We start from the raw sequence: 19,179 nt of genomic DNA, 5'->3' as shown, positions 1-19,179 counted from the left end.
TGAGACTTGGTATTCATTTATCGTCTTGCGACGTTAAGAATCCGTATCTTCGAGTGCCCACACAGATTGTCTGATAAATTGTTAAAGAGCAGTGCCGCTTCGCTTTCTCAGCGGCGCGGGATGTGCATATTACGCTTTCCCGCTTCAGAGTCAAGCATTTAATTTCGCTTTTCTCCGCTGAAGTTCTTCGTGAGAACCTCGCTGACCCGGCGGCTTCTATTCCGTTGTTCCGTGTCAGTGGAGGCGCATTATAGGGAGTTCTGAGACGTTGACAAGCCCTGTTTTAAAAAAACTTTTCAACCGTCTCTTTTTTGCTCAAATCAGGCTGAAACAGGCAGTTTTTCGAGCGTTTCAAAGCCATAACGCTGTAAAACGGGTAAAAGTTGCTCAGTTTCTGTCGTCAACGCCATACAGTAAGCCAAATTGGCATCGCTGGATTTCGCATCCGGCGCTTCATGTTCCAATAGCCAGGCGGTACGACGCGCAATTGCAGCACCAGAATCCACCAACCGCGTTCCTTCTGGAAGTACCTGCAATAGCTCCTCTTGTAATAGAGGGAAATGGGTACAGCCAAGAACAACCGTATCCGGCGGCTCCTGCATCCGTAGCCATGGGCGCAGAATACGGCGTAGCTCCTCCAGTGAAACCGGTTCGCCATGCAGTTTCGCTTCCGCCAGCTCAACCAGCTCCGCCGAACCCAGCATTTCAATACGGCATTCATCCGCAAAGCGCGCAATCAACTCGTGCGTATAAGGACGCTTCACCGTTCCGCGCGTTGCCAGCAGCCCAACGATACGGTTGGCCGACAGGCGCGCCGCCGGTTTAATCGCAGGCACCACGCCCACAACCGGGAAGGCAAACTTCTCACGCAGCGCCGGTAGCGATACCGTACTTGCCGTATTACAGGCAATTACTGCCAGCGCGAGCGGGTAACGTTGCTGTACGGCGGTGACAATTTCCAGGACACGTTCAACGATAAACGCTTCGCTCTTTTCCCCGTACGGGAAAGCCACGTTATCGAAAGTGTAGATGTAATGGAGATCCGGCAGGAGATGCCGAATCTCATCGTAGACCGACAACCCACCGACCCCGGAGTCAAAGACCAGGACGGTGGGACGTGGTTTAGAAGGTGTAGCTGCCAGACAAGGTGTATTCCCGTCCTGCAGTTGGGTAGCCATATGCTGTCTCGTATTCTTTATCGAACAGGTTGGCAATTTTACCACGAACTGTCAGGTGTGAGGTGACCGGATACGATAATCCGACGTCCCAAAGACTCACGCCCCCCAGTTTTACGTCACGTTGATTGTCATAATCGTTATCGTAACGCTGACCGATATACTGATACATCACGTTCCAACCCAGATCAAAGACCTGGCCGGTGAGTTCATATTTCGCCTGTTGCTTAGCGCGGCGATAAAGAACTTTATCCGTTGCATCATCACGCGGATCGACATACTGCAAGGTCAGGTGATGCTCGACGGGGCCAGTGGTGATATTGCCCGTCCACTCCACGCCTTTAATCGTCGCCGACTTCACGTTGACGTACTGGTTATTTTTATAATCAATCAGATTCTGGATTTCATAATGGTATGCCGACAAGCGCCAATCCAGTGGCCCCGTTAACCCATCGATTCCCGCTTCCCACTGTTTCGACTCTTCCGGCTTCAGGTCGGGGTTAGCCGCGATACCAGGGCCGTAAGCGGAAGCAAAACGCGTTGCACCAAATTGCTGACCCAGGGACGGCGCCAGGAAACCCGTGCCGTAGGAGAGCGTGGCCCGATAGCCTTCCACAAACTCCCAGCCCGCAGCCGTCTGCCAGGTTCCGTGCCAGCCGAACTGCTCATCGTGATCTTCGCGACCCGAGGCCTCGAGGGTGACGCTATCAATCTGCTGCTGCCCGGTCAGATAAAGCCCGGTGGTGTCACGCTTGTAGCTATCCGACAGCGTCGTGCTGCTTGAGAACAGCTTTTCCTGTTTCCAGTCAACGCCGCCGCTGATGGCCCCATGCCCAACCTCAACGTTATTCCCCCACTGGATATAGCGCTGCTCCATATCGTCGAGCGTCGCATCACCCGCATAGCGACCGAGGTCGTTGCTGTAGTTGTAACTTTTCAGATGCTGATAGTTGGCGATCAGTTGAGAAGAATAGATGCCTGAACTGTAGCGCAGACCGGTATCCCAGGATTGGTTGTAGTTCTGCACTTCATCATTCCCCCCCGCATAGCCATACCCGCCCTGATCGTAATCGCTGTTGGCGGTATAACCGTAGCCACGGAAGAAGCCGGAGAAGCTATCGTTAAACTTGTGCTGCACGCCGCCCCAGAACATCTTGTTGCGGTAGCCATCGCGGTCGCTGTCGCCGCTGTAGGTGGAATTCGGCTGGACGTTAAAGCCTTTTGTGGTCTGGTATGCACCGGCGGCGGTGACGAGGGTATCGCCAAAGCGCTTATTCATCGCGCCATCGTAGGTTTGATAACCGTCGCTGCCCACACCGGCGTTAATCTGCGAACGCTCTTCATCAGTCATGGTAATAATGTTGACCACGCCGCCAATCGCCCCGGAGCCATAAACCGCGGAACGTGGCCCACGGATATACTCAACGCGCTGCACCAGAGATACCGGGATCTGGCCAATATCAATGCCGTTCGTTATGCCAGCACGCGCCATTGGCACGCCATCAATCAGCACCAGGACATGGCGCCCTTCCGTGCCACGAACATAAAGAGTAGAACTCTTCCCCATTCCACCGTTCTGGGCGATATCCACGCCCGGTAAACGGCGCATGACATCGTTAAGATCTTTTGACTGCCAGCGCTGAATATCATCTCGCGTGACCACATCGGTCGGTGCCAGTACGGTATTGACGGGTTGCTGGAAACGGTTGCCGGTCACTACCATCGTGCCTGAATTGCTGTCTTGCGCCCAGCCGGAAAATGCCGTGACGGATAATGCCGTCAGCAGCGAAACTTTTTTAATCATTTTTTAAAGCATCCAAATTCAATAAAGGATGCCGCAGGCTTTATCAGTTGCTCGCGACGATAAAAGCCTAATGCGACGTCATCCGGCAGGTCTTCGGGCTTGGAGGCTTTATCAAGAGAGGATGACTTCCCACGGCACGCCGCAGTGTCTGCATTGAATGCGCTCCACTCTTACCTTCCTTACCGCTGCGCGTCAGCCCCAGATTTACACTGGATTCCCTTTTAACTCACAGGACCGGTAGGCGAATGCTACATTTAGTTACATACGGATGTCCAGACTGCTATTTAGCATTTTCGCCGCATGAGGCTGGACATCCAGTGTGCAAGCCCTACAATCCCCGCGTACTTTTATTACTCAGGATGCATCATGACCCCCGAACACCTCTCGACCGAACAGTACGACGCTCAGCTCGCCGAGAAAGTCACTCGCCTGCAAACGATGATGACGCCGTTTAGCGCGCCTGCGCCGGAGGTGTTTCGCTCACCGGTCAGTCACTACCGCATGCGCGCAGAATTCCGCATCTGGCACGACGGTGATGATCTTTACCACATTATGTTTGACCAGCAGACGAAGGGCCGCATCCGCGTCGACACCTTCCCGGCGGCAAGCCAGCTTATCAATACGTTGATGACCGCGATGCTCGATGGTGTGCGCGATAACCCGGTACTGCGCCACAAGCTGTTCCAGATTGATTACCTCACCACGCTCAGCAACCAGGCGGTCGTGACGCTGCTGTACCATAAGAAGCTCGACGATGCGTGGCGTGAGCAGGCGGAAGGATTGCGTGATGCACTGCGTGCGCAGGGGCTGAACGTCCACCTCATCGGTCGCGCCACAAAAACCAAAATCGCGCTGGATCAGGACTATATTGACGAACGTCTGCCGGTTGCCGGGAAAGAGATGATCTACCGTCAGGTAGAAAATAGCTTCACCCAACCCAACGCGGCGATGAACATTCAGATGCTAGAGTGGGCGCTGGACGCAACGCAGAATTCGCGCGGCGATCTGCTGGAGCTGTACTGCGGCAACGGTAACTTCTCGCTGGCGCTAGCGCGCAACTTTAACCGCGTGCTGGCCACTGAAATTGCCAAACCTTCGGTCGCTGCCGCGCAGTACAACATCAGCGCGAATGAAATCGATAACGTGCAAATCATCCGCATGGCAGCGGAAGAGTTTACCCAGGCGATGAACGGCGTGCGGGAATTTAACCGCTTGCAGGGTATTGATCTGAAAAGCTATCAGTGTGAGACGATTTTTGTCGATCCACCGCGCAGCGGGCTAGACAGTGAAACAGAGAAGATGGTGCAGGCATACCCCAACATTCTGTACATCTCCTGCAATCCAGAGACGTTATGTCAGAACCTGGAAACTTTAAGCCAGACGCATAATATCACCCGCCTGGCCCTGTTCGATCAGTTCCCATATACCCATCATATGGAATGCGGCGTGTTGTTAACGCAGAAATAAGAGCAACTGTAGGCCGGATAAGGCGAAGCCGCCATCCGGCAAAACTGGTGCAAATAGCCGGATGGCGGCTTCGCCTTATCCGGCCTACTTTACTAGTCTTGCTTGCGGTTACGCATCCGATAGCCAATCCAGAAGACCATCGCCACCGACAAGACTGCCGGGAAGAAGTTAGATCCGATATCCGGGTATTCGGCCCGCACCACCGTGCTGTACAGCAACACGCCGAGAATAAAGCAGGCGGCTGACAGAGCGGGTAATCCCACCGGCATTGTGCGGTTCTGATATCGCTGATGCAGACAATAAACGGTCAGCACCAAAGAAATTATCGGAAAGACAGAGAACGGAACGATAGAGCTGAACAGCGCTGCAAACGTTCCGTTAATTGAGAGGCCCGCCAACAGCGCTAGCAGCAGCGTACCTTTATCCTGGCCTGACTGTTTCATTGCTCGTCTACCACCTTATCAATACTGATGTGACTCTTCTCTTGTTCACGACGATACCAATAGTATGCGCCTTTGGAGATCATGCGTAATTGCAGCACCAGTCGCTCTTCCAGCTGCCGACGCTGCTCAAGGCCAACATCTAAGGCCTCCGCTCCCGCGCTAAATACGATAGTCACCATCGCCTCCGCCTGGGCTTCTGTAAAAGCACGAGGCATATGGTTTTCGATTTCCAGATAGTCGGCAAGTTCCGCAATAAAATGCTGAATCTCGCGGGCGACCGCCGCACGGAACGCCGCAGACGTTCCAGAACGTTCACGCAGCAACAGACGAAATGCGTTGGGGTTGTTGCCGATAAATTCCATAAAGGTGGAAACGGAGGTACGGATAACGCTGCCGCCTTTGGCAATACGCTGGCGAGCCTGACGCATCAGCTGACGCAGCATCAGGCCGCTCTCGTCAACCATGGTCAGCCCCAGCTCATCCACATCACGGAAATGACGGTAAAATGAGGTTGGCGCAATCCCAGCCTCACGCGCCACTTCTCGCAGGCTTAGGCTGGCAAAACTTCGCTCGGCACTGAGTTGACTAAATGCCGCTTCTACCAGCGAACGCCGGGTTTTTTCTTTTTGTTGCGCTCTAACACCCATCACGATGACTGAATCCTTCCACATGCCGTAATGGCACTATACCAGAGATCAAAACGATTCTACTTACGCAGCTTTGTTAATGATTGTTTACATGCTATTTATGCTATTTCGTATGAAATAAGCCCAACGATAATTGGGTTATCCCTTCGATGATGTTATGATTCTGTTGCTTTTATGTATAAGAACAGGTACGCCTTACCATGTCACATTCCTACGATTATGATGCAGTAATTATTGGTTCCGGCCCGGGCGGCGAAGGTGCTGCTATGGGGCTGGTGAAGCAAGGAGCCCACGTCGCCGTTATTGAGCGTTATCATAATGTCGGCGGCGGTTGTACCCACTGGGGCACTATCCCGTCTAAAGCCCTTCGCCATGCCGTTAGCCGTATTATCGAATTCAACCAAAACCCTCTCTACAGCGACCACAGCCGACTTCTCCGCTCCTCATTTGCCGACATCCTGAATCATGCCGATAGCGTGATTAACCAGCAAACGCATATGCGCCAGGGGTTTTACGAGCGCAATCACTGTGAGATGTTGCAGGGTGACGCCCGGTTTATTGATGAACATACCATCGCGCTGACGTGCCCTGACGGGTCGGTCGAAACGTTAACCGCCGAGAAGTTCGTGATCGCCTGTGGTTCACGCCCCTATCGCCCGGCAGACGTTGATTTTACCCATCCTCGCATTTATGACAGTGACTCCATCCTCAGCCTGCACCATGAACCTCGCCATGTGATTATCTATGGCGCAGGGGTTATCGGCTGCGAATATGCGTCGATTTTCCGCGGGATGGAGGTCAAAGTTGACCTGATTAACACCCGCGACCGTCTGCTGGCGTTCCTCGACCAGGAGATGTCAGACTCCCTTTCTTATCACTTCTGGAACAGCGGCGTGGTGATTCGCCACAACGAAGAATACGAGAAGATTGAAGGGGTTGATGATGGGGTGATCATGCACCTGAAGTCTGGCAAAAAACTCAAAGCCGACTGCTTGCTGTTCGCCAATGGTCGAACCGGGAATACCGAATCGCTGTCGCTGGAAAATATTGGCCTACAGGCCGATGGCCGCGGTCAGTTGAAGGTCAACAGTCTGTATCAGACCGCGCTGCCGCACGTGTATGCGGTTGGCGATGTTATCGGTTATCCGAGCCTTGCTTCCGCCGCCTACGATCAAGGCCGCATTGCCGCACAGGCGTTGATGAAAGGCGAAGCCTCCGGGCATCTGATCGAAGATATCCCAACGGGTATCTACACCATCCCGGAAATCAGCTCCGTCGGTAAAACCGAGCAGCAACTGACGGCCATGAAAGTGCCGTATGAAGTGGGTCGTGCGCAGTTCAAACATCTGGCGCGGGCACAAATCGTGGGCATGAGCGTGGGAAGCCTGAAAATCCTGTTCCATCGGGAAACAAAGGAAATCCTCGGCATTCATTGCTTTGGCGAGCGCGCGGCCGAAATTATTCATATCGGCCAGGCGATTATGGAGCAAAAAGGTGGTGGCAACACCATTGAGTACTTCGTTAACACCACCTTTAACTACCCGACCATGGCGGAAGCCTACCGGGTTGCGGCGCTGAACGGCTTAAATCGCCTTTTTTAGCGCTTTGTCAAAATGGCCGTCCATCGTCTCGCGGACGGCCTCTGCCAGCTGCTCATAGCGGCTGCGCAGCGGCGAACCTGGACGATACACCAGCCCAACGGTACGACGCGGCTCCGGCTTAATGCACGGCAGATAAACCACGCCATCGCGCTTACGCTCCGGCGGTACCGCCAGCTCTGGCAGGAGCGTAATTCCGCTTCCCGCCGCCACCATATTACGCAGCGTTTCCAGACTAGTTGCGCGGAAATGGGTATCTTCGTCGGCACCTGCTTCAAAGCAGAAACCCATCGCCTGGTCGCGCAGACAGTGACCATCTTCCAGCATCAGCAGTTTTTCACCGGCTAGATCCGACATCGGCACGCGATCGCGCTCCGCCCACGGGTGATCTTCGTAGATCGCCAGCAGCATCGGTTCGTCATACAGCGGAACTTCGATAAACGCCTCGCTCTCCTTCACCAGCGCCAGAATCACGCAGTCCAGCTTACCGCTGTCGAGCTGCGCGAGCAGCTGATGGGTTTGCGCTTCATGCAGATACATTTCCAGCTTCGGGAAGGTTTGGTGCAGTATCGGGATAATGTGGGGGAGCAGATAGGGGCCAACGGTCGGAATCAGGCCGATATGCAGCGGGCCGGACATGGTTTCCCCCTGCTGACTTGCCATCTCCTTGAGCACTTTGACCTCACGCAGCACCGTGCGCGCCTGATCCACCAGCAGCAGGCCCGCCTGGGTAAACAAGACTTTACGGCTGGTTCGCTCCAGCAGCATAACGCCCAGCTCATCCTCAAGCTTACGAATCTGCCCGCTCAGCGTTGGCTGGCTGACATGGCAGGAATCGGCCGCCCGGCGGAAGTGCCGATGCTCAGCTAACGCCACCAGGTATTCAAGATCGCGAATATTCATTATTCTTCCTCCATCGCCACGATAGTCCATGGCGATAGATAGAATAGCAACGAATGATTATCCCTATCAAGGATTCTGTTTAATAATACAGCAAAGAAACAGGTGACCCTCGTTTAACCCTTGAAGTCGTCACACTGATTCGGAGTTTCTCTCAAACTCGACTAACTAAAGCCAACATGAACGTTTGCGGGCCCCGTGGCCCGCTTTTTTTTGCGTAAAAAACCCGGTGTCGCATTCGCTTAACCGGGCTCTCGATAATACCTGGTGCACTTTACTCTGTAGGCCGGATAAGGCGAAGCTGCCATCCGGCAACGTGCGCCGATCTGCCTGATGGCGCTACGCTTATCATGCCTACAAAGACAAAGGTTACGCGAGGCGTGCCTGCGCATCGCGGATAGCCTGCGCCACCTGCTGAGGCGATACGCCTCCTTTGGCCGCACGCTTATCAAGACAGGATTGCAGCGACAGAATCGGATAGACGTCTTCGCCAATCACCGCGCTGAATTTTTGCAGGTCGGCCAGCGCCAGATCCTCCAGCGGTTTGCCCTGGGCAATCGCCTCAACGACCGCTTCACCCACAATGTGGTGCGCTTCACGGAACGGCACGCCTTTGGCGACCAGATAATCCGCCAGCTCAGTCGCATTCGCGTAACCCTGCTGCGCCGCTTCCTGGCAGCGTGGACGTTTCACCTGAATACCGTCCAGCACCAGCACCGCCATATGCAGACAGTCCATCCAGGTATCCAGCGCATCGAATACGCCTTCTTTATCTTCCTGCATGTCTTTGTTGTAAGCCAACGGCAACCCTTTCAGGGTCATCATCATTCCGGTTAATGCGCCCTGCACGCGGCCACATTTGCCACGAATAAGCTCCAGCGCATCGGGGTTTTTCTTCTGCGGCATCAGCGATGAACCGGACGTCACGCGGTCGGAAAGCTCCACAAAGCCCGCTTCACCGGTATTAAAGAAGATCAGATCTTCGGCAAAGCGCGACAGGTGCACCATGCCAATTGACGCATTAGAGAGCAGTTCCAGCACGTGGTCACGGTCAGACACGCTATCCAGACTGTTACGGGTCGCAGAGGCGAAGCCCAGCCAGCCTGCCAGCTGTTCACGGTCGATTTCGTAGGCGGTTCCCGCCAGCGCGCCGCAGCCCAGCGGGCTCACATCCAGACGCTTAAGGGTATCGTGCAGACGACTTTCATCACGCGCCAGCATCTCCACGTAGGCCAGACACCAGTGCGCAAAAGTCACCGGCTGCGCACGTTGCAGGTGGGTATAACCCGGCATCACCGCATCCTGATTGGCCTGCGCGGTTTCCACCAGCGCGGTTTGCAGTTGGCGGTTCGCCGTCAGCAACTCAGCCACAGTATCTTTACACCACAGCTTGAGATCGGTGGCGACCTGGTCATTACGGCTACGCCCGGTGTGCAGTTTTTTGCCCAGCTGACCGACTTTATCGATGAGCTTGCCTTCCACCCAGCTATGAATATCTTCAGCATCGCTTTCGAGGATCTGCTGCGGGTTCGCACGAACCTCTTCCAGCAGTACGCCGAGCGCGTCTTCCAGCTGAACCTGCTCCTGCTCGGTCAGTACGCCAACGGTTACCAGCGCTTTAGACCAGGCAACAGAGCCGATGATATCCTGCTCCGCCAGGCGGTAGTCAAAGCGTAAAGAGTCATTGAACTGTTTGAACCGCTGATCCGCTGCCTGAGTAAAACGCCCGCCCCAAAGTGCCATAACATGCTTCCTTAAATTCGTTTATTGATGCCGGATATTGAAAACAACCCTCACCCCGACCCTCTCCCTGAGGGAGAGGGGGAAAATCGGTGCCGCCATCCCACACCGGCGCCGATCGGTCCCCTCGCCCCTCCGGGGAGAGGGTTAGGGTGAGGGGAAAAACTTATGCCAGAATACGCGTACCGATCGGCGTGCCGTTAAACAGCGCCGGCAGCTGCTCCGCGTGACGCCAGGAGGCGATATCCACCGGACGCCCCAGCGTGCGCGCCGCATCAAGCGCCGCGTTCACCTTCACAATCATGCCATCGGTAATAATGCCCTGGTCAATTAGCTGCTCGGCCTTCGCCGCCGTCATCTCGGCAATACGCTGACCTTTACCGTCGAGAATGCCGCTCACATCAGAAAGCAGAATCAGATCCGCGCCCAGCGTCGCCGCCAGCGCCGTTGCCGCCTGATCGGCATTAACGTTCATCAGCTGCCCTTCAGCGGTCACACCGATTGAACTGACCACCGGCAGGAATCCGCCTTCCAGCAGGAGATTAATCAGTTTCGGCGAGCCGGGCTGTGCCAGACCCACGTGCCCCAATTCTTCATCGAGCCTGGTCACCTGCACACTGTCACCATCGCCCAGGAACAGGCCAACGGAGGCAATATCATGCTTCTTCGCCCATGCCAGCAGCGTTTTGTTGGCGGTACCCGCCAGCGCCCCGGTAATGATGTCGATCTGGTCAGCAGGGGTGACGCGCAGGCCATTTTTCTTTTTCACCGGCAGATTAAGCTGCTTCATCAGCTCATCCACCACGCAGCCGCCGCCGTGGACAATCACCAGCGGGCGCTGATGTGATTCACGATAGTGCACCAGCGCGGTAAACAGACGCTCCAGCGCTTCTTCGCTATCCAGTAACACGCCGCCCAGTTTGATAATTAATGGATTCATCGTCGTCACACCTTAAATAAGAGACTGCGTCTCAGCGAAGCCGAAACGAATATTGGCGCACTGCACGGCCTGTGCGGCAGCGCCTTTCAATAAGTTGTCTTCGGTCGCCACTATAATCAGGTGCTCGCCCTGAACGGCAAAACCGATATCGCAAAACGGCAGCCCGACCACGTTTTTCAGTGCCGGCACGCCCTTGTCGTATAAACGCACCATCGGCTTGTCGGCGTATGCCTGTTGTAAAGCGGCAGCCACCTGTGCATGGGTCACGCCCGGCTTCAGTCGACAGGTGATCGTTTCCAGAATACCGCGCGCAAAGTTGCCCAGATGCGGCGTGAAAATCACCTCCGCTCCAAGGTGGCTGGCGATTTCCGGCTGATGGCGGTGGGTAAACACGCCATACGGTTGCAGGCTCACTTCGCAGAAGCTGTTAGAAATAGCGGCTTTACGCCCGGCACCGCTCACGCCTGAAGTGGCGTTGATCACCGGCCACTGGTTGAGATCCAGGAGATCGCCATCAATCAGTGGTTTCAGAGAAAGCTGCGCCGCCGTTGGGTAACAGCCCGGCACCGCAATCAGCTTAGCCTCTTTTAGCGCGTCTGCGCGCCACTCGGCCAGACCATATACCGCCTGCGCCAGCAGTTCTGGATGCTGATGGGTGAAACCGTAATATTTTTCATAGAAGGCGCCATCGTTGACGCGAAACGCACCGGAAAGGTCGAACACAACGCAGCCCGCCGCCAGGAACTGCGGGGCCAGGTCATGGCTTACTTCATGAGCGGTCGCCAGGAACACCACGTCCACATCCGCGCTGAATTCACTGATGTCGGACATCGGCTGCAACGGCAGATCGACAATGCCTTTTAGCTGTGGATGCAAATCGGAGATTAGCTTTCCCGCATCATTGCTTTGCGCTGAGACCGTCAAAGCGGTTATGTTCATATGAGGATGGCGATTTACATAGGTCACAAGCTCCGCGCCAGCGTAACCGCTCGCGCCCACAATCAGCGTATTCAACATCGGTGCAATTCACCTTCTTATGTCTGTTTGCCTGATTAAGCGTAAACACTTCACCTTACACTTGGTGGGTTTTATTACGCCTAATGATAATGTATTTTTATTCACAAATACTGCATGAATATTGATACTATCACGACCCGAGGTGTGTCAACAATGAAAAACAATTTACCCCCATTTATCGAGATTTACCGTGCGTTGATCGCCACCCCGTCCATCAGCGCAACCGAGGAAGCGCTCGATCAGAGCAATGCGTCTTTAATCACTCTGCTCGCTGACTGGTTTGCCGCTTTAGGCTTCGAGGTAGAGGTGCAGCCGGTGCCAGGCACCCGCCATAAATTCAACCTGCTTGCCCGCACCGGTCACGGTGCAGGCGGGCTGCTGCTCGCCGGTCATACCGATACCGTCCCGTTTGACGATGGCCGCTGGACGCGCGATCCCTTCACCCTCACCGAGCATGAAAACAAGCTCTACGGTTTGGGTACTGCCGACATGAAAGGTTTCTTTGCGTTTATTCTCGACGCATTGCGCGATGTTGACGTTACACAGCTGAAAAAGCCGCTCTATATTCTGGCGACCGCCGATGAAGAGACCAGCATGGCGGGGGCGCGCTACTTTGCCGAATCCACCGAAATACGCCCGGACTGCGCCATTATCGGCGAGCCCACCTCGCTACAACCGGTGCGCGCGCACAAAGGCCATATGTCGAATGCGATTCGCGTTATGGGCCAGTCCGGCCACTCCAGCGATCCGGCGCGCGGCGTTAACGCTATTGAAATTATGCACGACGCCATTGGCCGCGTGATGCAGCTGCGCGACTCGTTGAAAGAGCGCTATCACTATGAAGCGTTCACCGTGCCTTACCCGACGCTCAACCTCGGCAGCCTTCACGGCGGTGATGCTTCAAACCGCATTTGCGCCTGCTGCGAGCTGCATATGGATATTCGTCCGCTGCCGGGCATGACCTTAAACGATCTCAACGGCCTGCTGGGTGAAGCGCTGGAGCCGGTCAGCGCGCAATGGCCGGGCCGACTGACCATCAGCGAGCTGCATCCGCCGATTCCGGGCTATGAATGCCCACCGGATCATCAGCTGGTTCAGGTACTGGAAAAACTGCTCGGTACACAGACCGAAGTGGTGAACTACTGCACCGAAGCGCCGTTTATCCAGAACCTGTGTCCGACGATCGTGTTAGGCCCCGGTTCCATCAATCAGGCCCACCAGCCGGACGAATACCTGGAAACGCGCTTTATTAAGCCGACGCGCGAGTTAATTACCCAGGTGGTGCATCACTTCTGCTGGCACTAATGTGTTCTGCCCGGTGGCGCTACGCTTACCGGGCCTACCCCCGTCTGTAGGCCGGATAAGCAAAGCGCCATCCGGCATCTCAAAGCCGCGCTCTCCTTCACATTTTCATAAGCATTTCTTATCTGGCACGATGCAAATTAACTTTCGTAAATTGCCGCGATTTATTCGTTTGCTGAAGCGATTTCGCAGCAATTGACGTAAGGGTTTTTACGTGGCTTTATAAAAGAGGTGTCTTTATTCTGCCCTTACGTTCCAGGGGTTGGGATATAACAAAATAAAATGAGATGGGGTGTCTGGGTTAATGAACGAACAATATTCCGCGTTGCGTAGTAATGTCAGTATGCTCGGTAAAGTGCTAGGCGATACCATCAAGGATGCGCTTGGCGAGAACATTCTTGACCGTGTCGAAACTATCCGTAAGTTGTCGAAATCTTCTCGTGCGGGCAATGAAGCCAACCGCCAGGAGCTGCTGACCACCTTACAGAACCTGTCTAATGATGAACTGCTGCCGGTTGCCCGCGCGTTCAGCCAGTTCCTGAACCTGGCCAACACCGCTGAGCAATATCACAGCATTTCGCCAAAAGGCGAAGCCGCGAGCAACCCGGAAGTGATTGCCCGTACCCTGCGTAAACTCAAAGACCAACCCAATCTCAACGAAACTACCATCAAGCAGGCCGTTGAATCTCTGTCGCTGGAGCTGGTACTGACCGCACACCCGACCGAAATCACCCGTCGCACGCTGATCCACAAGATGGGCGAAATCAACAACTGCTTAAAACAGCTCGATAATACCGATATCGCCGACTACGAACGCAATCAAGTGATGCGCCGCTTGCGCCAGCTGATTGCGCAGTCCTGGCACACGGACGAAATCCGTAAGAACCGCCCAAGCCCGGTTGATGAAGCCAAATGGGGCTTTGCGGTTGTTGAAAATAGCCTGTGGGAAGGCGTGCCAAACTACCTGCGGGAACTGAACGAACAGTTAGAAGAGAACCTCGGCTATAAATTGCCGGTGGATTTCGTGCCGGTGCGCTTCACCTCCTGGATGGGCGGCGACCGCGACGGCAACCCGAACGTGACCGCCGAAATTACCCGCCATGTGCTGCTCCTGAGCCGCTGGAAAGCCACCGATCTGTTCTTAAAAGATATTCAGATCCTGATTTCTGAGCTGTCGATGGTTGAATGTACCGACGAACTGCGCGAGCGCGTGGGTGAAGAAGGCGCGACCGAGCCGTATCGCTATCTGATGAAAACCTTGCGCAGCCAGCTGATGGCTACGCAAGCCTGGCTGGAAGCGCGTCTGAAAGGCCAGCGCCTGCCGAAACCTGCCGGTCTGATTAGCCAGAACGAACAGCTTTGGGAACCGCTGTACGCCTGTTATAAATCCCTGCAAGCCTGCGGCATGAGCATCATCGCCAACGGTGAGTTGCTCGATACCCTGCGCCGCGTGAAATGTTTCGGCGTGCCGCTAGTACGCATTGACGTACGTCAGGAAAGTACCCGCCACACTGAAGCGCTGGGTGAACTGACCCGTTATCTGGGCATCGGCGACTACGAAAGCTGGTCTGAAGCCGATAAACAAGCCTTCCTTATCCGCGAACTGAATTCTAAACGCCCTCTGCTGCCACGCAGCTGGGAGCCAAGTAATGACACCCGCGAAGTGCTCAACACCTGTAAAGCGATTGTTGATGCTCCGCAGGGTTCCGTGGCCGCTTACGTTATCTCAATGGCCAAAACGCCGTCCGACGTACTGGCCGTTCATCTCTTGCTAAAAGAAGCCGGGATCACGTTCGCCCTGCCGGTCGCTCCGCTGTTTGAAACGCTCGACGATCTCAACAACGCCGACGACGTAATGACCCAACTGCTGAATATCGATTGGTATCGCGGCTTCATTTCAGGCAAACAGATGGTGATGATTGGCTATTCCGACTCCGCAAAAGATGCGGGCGTAATGGCCGCATCCTGGGCGCAATATCAGGCGCAGGATGCACTGATCAAAACCTGCGAAAAAGCCGGTATTGAACTGACATTATTCCACGGTCGCGGTGGCTCAATCGGCCGTGGCGGCGCACCGGCGCACGCCGCGCTGTTGTCACAGCCTCCGGGCAGCCTGAAAGGTGGCCTGCGCGTTACCGAACAGGGCGAGATGATCCGCTTCAAATATGGTTTGCCGGAAATTACCGTCAGCAGCCTGTCGCTGTACACCAGCGCCATTCTGGAAGCGAACCTGCTGCCACCGCCGGAACCCAAAGACGAGTGGCGCGGCATCATGGACGAGCTGTCGGATATCTCCTGTGAGATGTATCGTGGCTATGTGCGTGAAAACAAAGACTTCGTCCCTTACTTCCGTTCGGCAACGCCAGAGCAGGAACTGGGCAAGCTGCCGTTAGGCTCTCGCCCTGCAAAACGCCGCGCAACCGGCGGCGTCGAGTCCCTGCGCGCCATTCCGTGGATCTTCGCCTGGACCCAAAACCGTCTGATGCTGCCCGCCTGGCTGGGTGCCGGTGCCGCGCTGCAAAAAGTGGTCGAAGATGGCAAGCAGAGTAAGCTTGAAACCATGTGCCGCGACTGGCCATTCTTCTCTACCCGTCTGGGTATGCTGGAGATGGTGTATTCCAAGGCTGACCTGTGGCTCGCCGAATATTACGATCAGCGCCTGGTGAAACCAGAGCTGTGGGCGCTGGGTACCGAACTTCGTGACCTGCTGGAAGCGGATATCAAAGTCGTCCTGGATATCGCGAACGATGCGCACCTGATGGCCGATCTGCCGTGGATTGCCGAGTCCATCCAGTTGCGTAATATCTACACTGACCCACTGAACGTTCTGCAGGCAGAACTGCTGCACCGTTCACGTCAGGCGGAAGAACAGGGGCTCGAACCGGATCATAACGTTGAGCAGGCGCTGATGGTCACCATCGCTGGTGTCGCCGCAGGTATGCGTAACACCGGTTAACCATTAACGTAGGCCGGATAAGGCGTAGCCGCCATCCGGCAACGTACCCCGGTCGGCCTGATGGCGCAAAGCTTATCAGGCACACCAAATCTGAAGCCCGCTTCCAAAAGGCCACAATCTTTGTGGCCTTTTTCCATATCTGCGGTTAAGGTTTCTACGTTGTACATCACGACAGGGAGCCTCATGTTTCTCGACATCAACCCACTGCTTTCCCACATCGCATCGGGCGCAACACCGCTGCAAAAAATCTGGTTTGCTGCCAGCCACACCCCCACGCCAGAGATGGCCTTTCAGGTCGATTTTCCGCGTCTGGAGATTGTGCTTTCCGGGCAACTGGCAGATGCCGGGCTTCATGGCGATTGCGTACACATGAATGGAATGGATGCGCTTTATGTTCCCGCCGGTGGCTGGAACTTCCCGCTATGGCATCAGCCTGCCACAACTCTGAGCGTGCTGTTTGGTAAGCAACAGCTTGGCTTTAGCGTGCAGCAGTGGGATGGCAATCAGTTGAAAAACGTGGCTAAACAGCACGTAGCCCGCCGGGGGCCACGCGTCGGATCGTTCTTGTTGCAAACCATGAACGAAATCCAGATGCAGCCACAAGAGCAGCAAACGGCCCGGCTCATTGCCACCAGCCTGATTAGCCACTGCGCCGACCTGCTAAGCAGCCAGATCCAGACGGCTTCCCGCAGCCAGGCGCTGTTTGACGCCATTCGTGAATATATTGATACCCACTTTGCCGAGCCGCTCACGCGTGAATCGGTGGCGCAGGCGTTCTATATTTCGCCTAACTACCTGTCGCACCTGTTCCAGAAAAGCGGGATTATGGGATTTAACGAGTATCTCAACCATACCCGACTTGAGCATGCCAGACGGCTGTTAAAGGGCTACGATATGAAGGTTAAAGAGATTGCTCATAGCTGCGGCTTTGTCGACAGTAACTATTTTTGCCGCCTGTTCCGTAAAAATACTGACCGTTCGCCGTCTGAATACCGTCGCCAGTATCACAGTCAGCTCACTACGGCAGAATAATATGGGTATGCTGCGGCGCGGAGAGTAGCTTGCGCACCGCACTCATCACCTTCTGCGGTTCGCGTAAAAAGGCGCTAATCCCGGACTGCACATAGCGACTCTGGGTAAAGCGGTCGGCCCCACTCAGATCGATATCGGTAATCAGTAATACGGCATCCGCACGGCGAATATCATCCTCAGTGAGCGCATTCTCTATGCCAAGCGCCCCCTGGGTTTCAATTTTAATGTTCCATTTTTCCTGCTGGCAGAGTTTTTCCAGACGCTCAGCCGCCATATAGGTATGGGCGACGCCGCTTACGCAGGCAGTTACCGCCACTAACATTCGTCCGCTTGTTGCTGTCATCGCTCCCTCCTTGCAGAAAACAAACACAGCGGGCGCAAACATGACTTTCGCACCCGCCAACCCTTCATTGATGATGTCGAAGCATCGCTTAGGCACTCTGCGCTAAGTGTGCCTCAATTTTATTCATAATAGCGTCAGCGCGTTTTACCGCATCACTAATATTAACGCGCACAATGGTTTTACCGGCAAAACGCTCTTCCGCCTTAATCCCGATATCCTTAGTCAGAATCACCATATCCGCTGCGTCAACGTCGCTTGCCGTCAGCTCATTCTCCTGGCCAATCGACCCCTGTGTTTCCACCTTCACGTTCCAGCCTTTTGACTTCGCCGCACTCTCCAGCGCTTCCGCTGCCATGTAGGTATGTGCCACGCCGGAAGGACAAGCCGTTACCGCAATAATATTGGTCATAATCTTTACCTTCTCATTAGTTAATTTCGAAATCTAAATCCAGGTCGTCTTCTTTCTCGACAACCGCTTTTTTGTTCTTACGTGCCAGACTTTTCAGCAGGTTAACGCTGACGCCAGTCACTACCGCACCCACGACAATCGCCAGCAGATACCCCAACTTGCCTTCCACTACTGGCAGGACTATCAATCCACCCCACCCGGCATAGCATTGCGCGCCCATCAGTGCGGCGGTTACCGCGCCGCAAACGGAGCCCAGCATAATGGAGGGGATCACGCGCAGCGGATCGGCTGCGGCAAACGGAATCGCCCCTTCGGTCACGCCCACGCAGCCCATCACCAACGCCGCTTTACCGGCTTCGCGTTCTTCACTATTGAAGTTTTTACGATTAATCAGCGTTGCCAGCCCCAATCCTAACGGCGGTACGCAGATACCGACGGCGGCGATAGCGACCACGGTATAAACTCCCTGAGAGACGCAAATCAGCATGAAGGCATAGGCCACCTTATTCACCGGGCCGCCCATATCGAACGCCAGCATCAGGCCCATAATCACCGCCAGAACCACGATGCTGCCCTGCTGCATTCCTTGCAGCCACTGGGTCAGGCTGGTGGTTAGCATGCCAACCGGTTCACCCAGTCCCCACATCATGATCCCCGCCGTAATAAGCGTTCCGGCAATAGGAATCACGAAGATAGGCATCACCGAGCGCAGCACCTTATGCACCGGAATTTTCTTTAAGTAATACACCACGATACCGCCGATAATCCCGGCAATCAGCGCACCGAAGAAGCCCGCGCCAAAGCTGTTACCTACCCAAGCGCCAATGGCGCAAGGTGCCAGCGCAGAACGTTCCGCAATGGAGTAGCCGATGTAAGCGGCGAGGAATGGCACCATCAGCGTCAGCCCCGCAACGCCGATATCAAACAGTTTTTTCAGATTAGGGTCGGTTAATGGATCCGGTACGGCACCTTTCCCATACAGCATGACGGAGACCGCCAGTAAAATACCGCCCGCTACGACAAACGGGATCATGTGCGACACGCCGGTCATCAAGTGCTGGCGGGTGTTTTTAAGTATCTGCACCAATTCTTTCATCAGTCGCTCCCGGGCCTTGTTAGCCCATGTCCATAAAGGTGTTGTGGCAAACAATAGGCAATTGGCGACGGCACAGACAGTGGATAAAAAGTGCATTTACTGGATATTTGTAATGTCTAAAGAAAAATGCGAGCGACCTCTAAAGTTCACGCTAAGGGCGTCTTTATATGCCCAGAAGGCAACCTGTGAAGTGGCTCGCATTTTCCAGGGGACAATACATTTGTCCAGTTTTTGACATAAATGTCAGATAGCCGGGCCAAGGACAAGCCCCCTATGCTGTTACCCATATCGAATGATTTGGGAGATAGGG

Annotated in this window: 16 protein-coding genes and 1 riboswitch; of the genes, 5 read left to right on the top strand and 11 right to left on the bottom strand. The window is 54.8% G+C overall.

The window, feature by feature from the left end:
- Positions 1-320 precede the first annotated feature (320 nt).
- Positions 321-1,178 (bottom strand): glutamate racemase, encoded by an 858-nt coding sequence (murI, locus tag ACIPDS_RS20830; RefSeq protein ID WP_400740019.1) that lies wholly within the window; start codon positions 1,176-1,178, stop codon positions 321-323.
- Positions 1,123-2,979 carry a TonB-dependent vitamin B12 receptor BtuB gene (btuB, locus tag ACIPDS_RS20825; RefSeq protein ID WP_400740016.1) on the bottom strand — a complete coding sequence of 619 codons (1,857 nt, stop codon included), beginning with the start codon at positions 2,977-2,979 and terminating at the stop codon, positions 1,123-1,125. The genes murI and btuB overlap by 56 nt, the downstream gene beginning before the upstream one ends.
- A 66-nt stretch (positions 2,980-3,045) precedes the next feature.
- A riboswitch (cobalamin riboswitch) is annotated at positions 3,046-3,233 on the bottom strand.
- 112 nt (positions 3,234-3,345) lie between these two features.
- Here btuB and trmA point away from each other — a divergent pair.
- Positions 3,346-4,446, top strand: coding sequence for a tRNA (uridine(54)-C5)-methyltransferase TrmA (gene trmA / locus ACIPDS_RS20820; RefSeq protein ID WP_400740013.1), 1,101 nt, complete (start codon positions 3,346-3,348; stop codon positions 4,444-4,446).
- A gap of 92 nt (positions 4,447-4,538) precedes the next feature.
- Here the strand turns inward: trmA and ACIPDS_RS20815 are convergent, their stop codons facing one another.
- Positions 4,539-4,889 carry a YijD family membrane protein gene (locus tag ACIPDS_RS20815; RefSeq protein WP_166517145.1) on the bottom strand — a complete coding sequence of 117 codons (351 nt, stop codon included), beginning with the start codon at positions 4,887-4,889 and terminating at the stop codon, positions 4,539-4,541.
- Complete coding sequence (gene fabR, locus ACIPDS_RS20810) at positions 4,886-5,539, bottom strand: HTH-type transcriptional repressor FabR (protein ID WP_166517144.1); 654 nt, start codon at positions 5,537-5,539, stop codon at positions 4,886-4,888. Before fabR ends, ACIPDS_RS20815 begins: the two co-directional genes overlap by 4 nt.
- Before the next feature lie 197 nt (positions 5,540-5,736).
- Here fabR and sthA point away from each other — a divergent pair, with 197 nt between their 5' ends.
- Positions 5,737-7,137: a Si-specific NAD(P)(+) transhydrogenase gene (gene sthA, locus ACIPDS_RS20805; protein WP_400740009.1), complete on the top strand. Its 1,401-nt coding sequence runs from the start codon at positions 5,737-5,739 to the stop codon at positions 7,135-7,137.
- Here the strand turns inward: sthA and oxyR are convergent.
- From oxyR to argC, 4 genes are all read right to left on the bottom strand, one after another.
- Complete coding sequence (gene oxyR, locus ACIPDS_RS20800) at positions 7,120-8,037, bottom strand: DNA-binding transcriptional regulator OxyR (protein ID WP_166517142.1); 918 nt, start codon at positions 8,035-8,037, stop codon at positions 7,120-7,122. The two genes, sthA and oxyR, sit on opposite strands and share 18 nt — an antisense overlap.
- Before the next feature lie 366 nt (positions 8,038-8,403).
- Positions 8,404-9,777 (bottom strand): argininosuccinate lyase, encoded by a 1,374-nt coding sequence (gene argH, locus ACIPDS_RS20795; RefSeq protein ID WP_400740005.1) that lies wholly within the window; start codon positions 9,775-9,777, stop codon positions 8,404-8,406.
- A 163-nt stretch (positions 9,778-9,940) separates the two neighbouring features.
- Positions 9,941-10,714, bottom strand: coding sequence for an acetylglutamate kinase (gene argB / locus ACIPDS_RS20790; RefSeq protein ID WP_400740003.1), 774 nt, complete (start codon positions 10,712-10,714; stop codon positions 9,941-9,943).
- 12 nt (positions 10,715-10,726) lie between these two features.
- Positions 10,727-11,731, bottom strand: coding sequence for an N-acetyl-gamma-glutamyl-phosphate reductase (argC, locus tag ACIPDS_RS20785; protein WP_400740000.1), 1,005 nt, complete (start codon positions 11,729-11,731; stop codon positions 10,727-10,729).
- 153 nt (positions 11,732-11,884) lie between these two features.
- Here argC and argE point away from each other — a divergent pair, with 153 nt between their 5' ends.
- The 3 genes from argE (at position 11,885) to ACIPDS_RS20770 (ending at position 17,021) form a co-directional block, all read left to right on the top strand.
- Positions 11,885-13,036 (top strand): acetylornithine deacetylase, encoded by a 1,152-nt coding sequence (gene argE / locus ACIPDS_RS20780; protein WP_166517138.1) that lies wholly within the window; start codon positions 11,885-11,887, stop codon positions 13,034-13,036.
- A 301-nt stretch (positions 13,037-13,337) separates the two neighbouring features.
- A complete protein-coding gene (gene ppc / locus ACIPDS_RS20775) occupies positions 13,338-15,989 on the top strand; it encodes a phosphoenolpyruvate carboxylase (protein WP_166517137.1) in 2,652 nt (883 codons plus the stop codon).
- Between the two features lie 183 nt (positions 15,990-16,172).
- Positions 16,173-17,021: a helix-turn-helix transcriptional regulator gene (locus ACIPDS_RS20770; protein ID WP_400739995.1), complete on the top strand. Its 849-nt coding sequence runs from the start codon at positions 16,173-16,175 to the stop codon at positions 17,019-17,021.
- Here the strand turns inward: ACIPDS_RS20770 and ACIPDS_RS20765 are convergent.
- From ACIPDS_RS20765 to ACIPDS_RS20755, 3 genes are all read right to left on the bottom strand, one after another.
- Positions 17,008-17,364: a PTS fructose-like transporter subunit IIB gene (locus tag ACIPDS_RS20765; protein ID WP_400739992.1), complete on the bottom strand. Its 357-nt coding sequence runs from the start codon at positions 17,362-17,364 to the stop codon at positions 17,008-17,010. The two genes, ACIPDS_RS20770 and ACIPDS_RS20765, sit on opposite strands and share 14 nt — an antisense overlap.
- Positions 17,365-17,452: 88 nt before the next feature.
- Positions 17,453-17,773 (bottom strand): PTS fructose-like transporter subunit IIB, encoded by a 321-nt coding sequence (locus tag ACIPDS_RS20760; RefSeq protein ID WP_166517134.1) that lies wholly within the window; start codon positions 17,771-17,773, stop codon positions 17,453-17,455.
- A 16-nt stretch (positions 17,774-17,789) separates the two neighbouring features.
- Complete coding sequence (locus tag ACIPDS_RS20755) at positions 17,790-18,869, bottom strand: PTS fructose transporter subunit EIIC (RefSeq protein ID WP_400739990.1); 1,080 nt, start codon at positions 18,867-18,869, stop codon at positions 17,790-17,792.
- Positions 18,870-19,179: the final 310 nt, after the last annotated feature.

The organism is Kluyvera sp. NPDC087067, assembly GCF_044745165.1.
GTDB lineage: Bacteria > Pseudomonadota > Gammaproteobacteria > Enterobacterales > Enterobacteriaceae > Kluyvera.
This window is presented reverse-complemented; position numbering and strand designations above follow the sequence as displayed.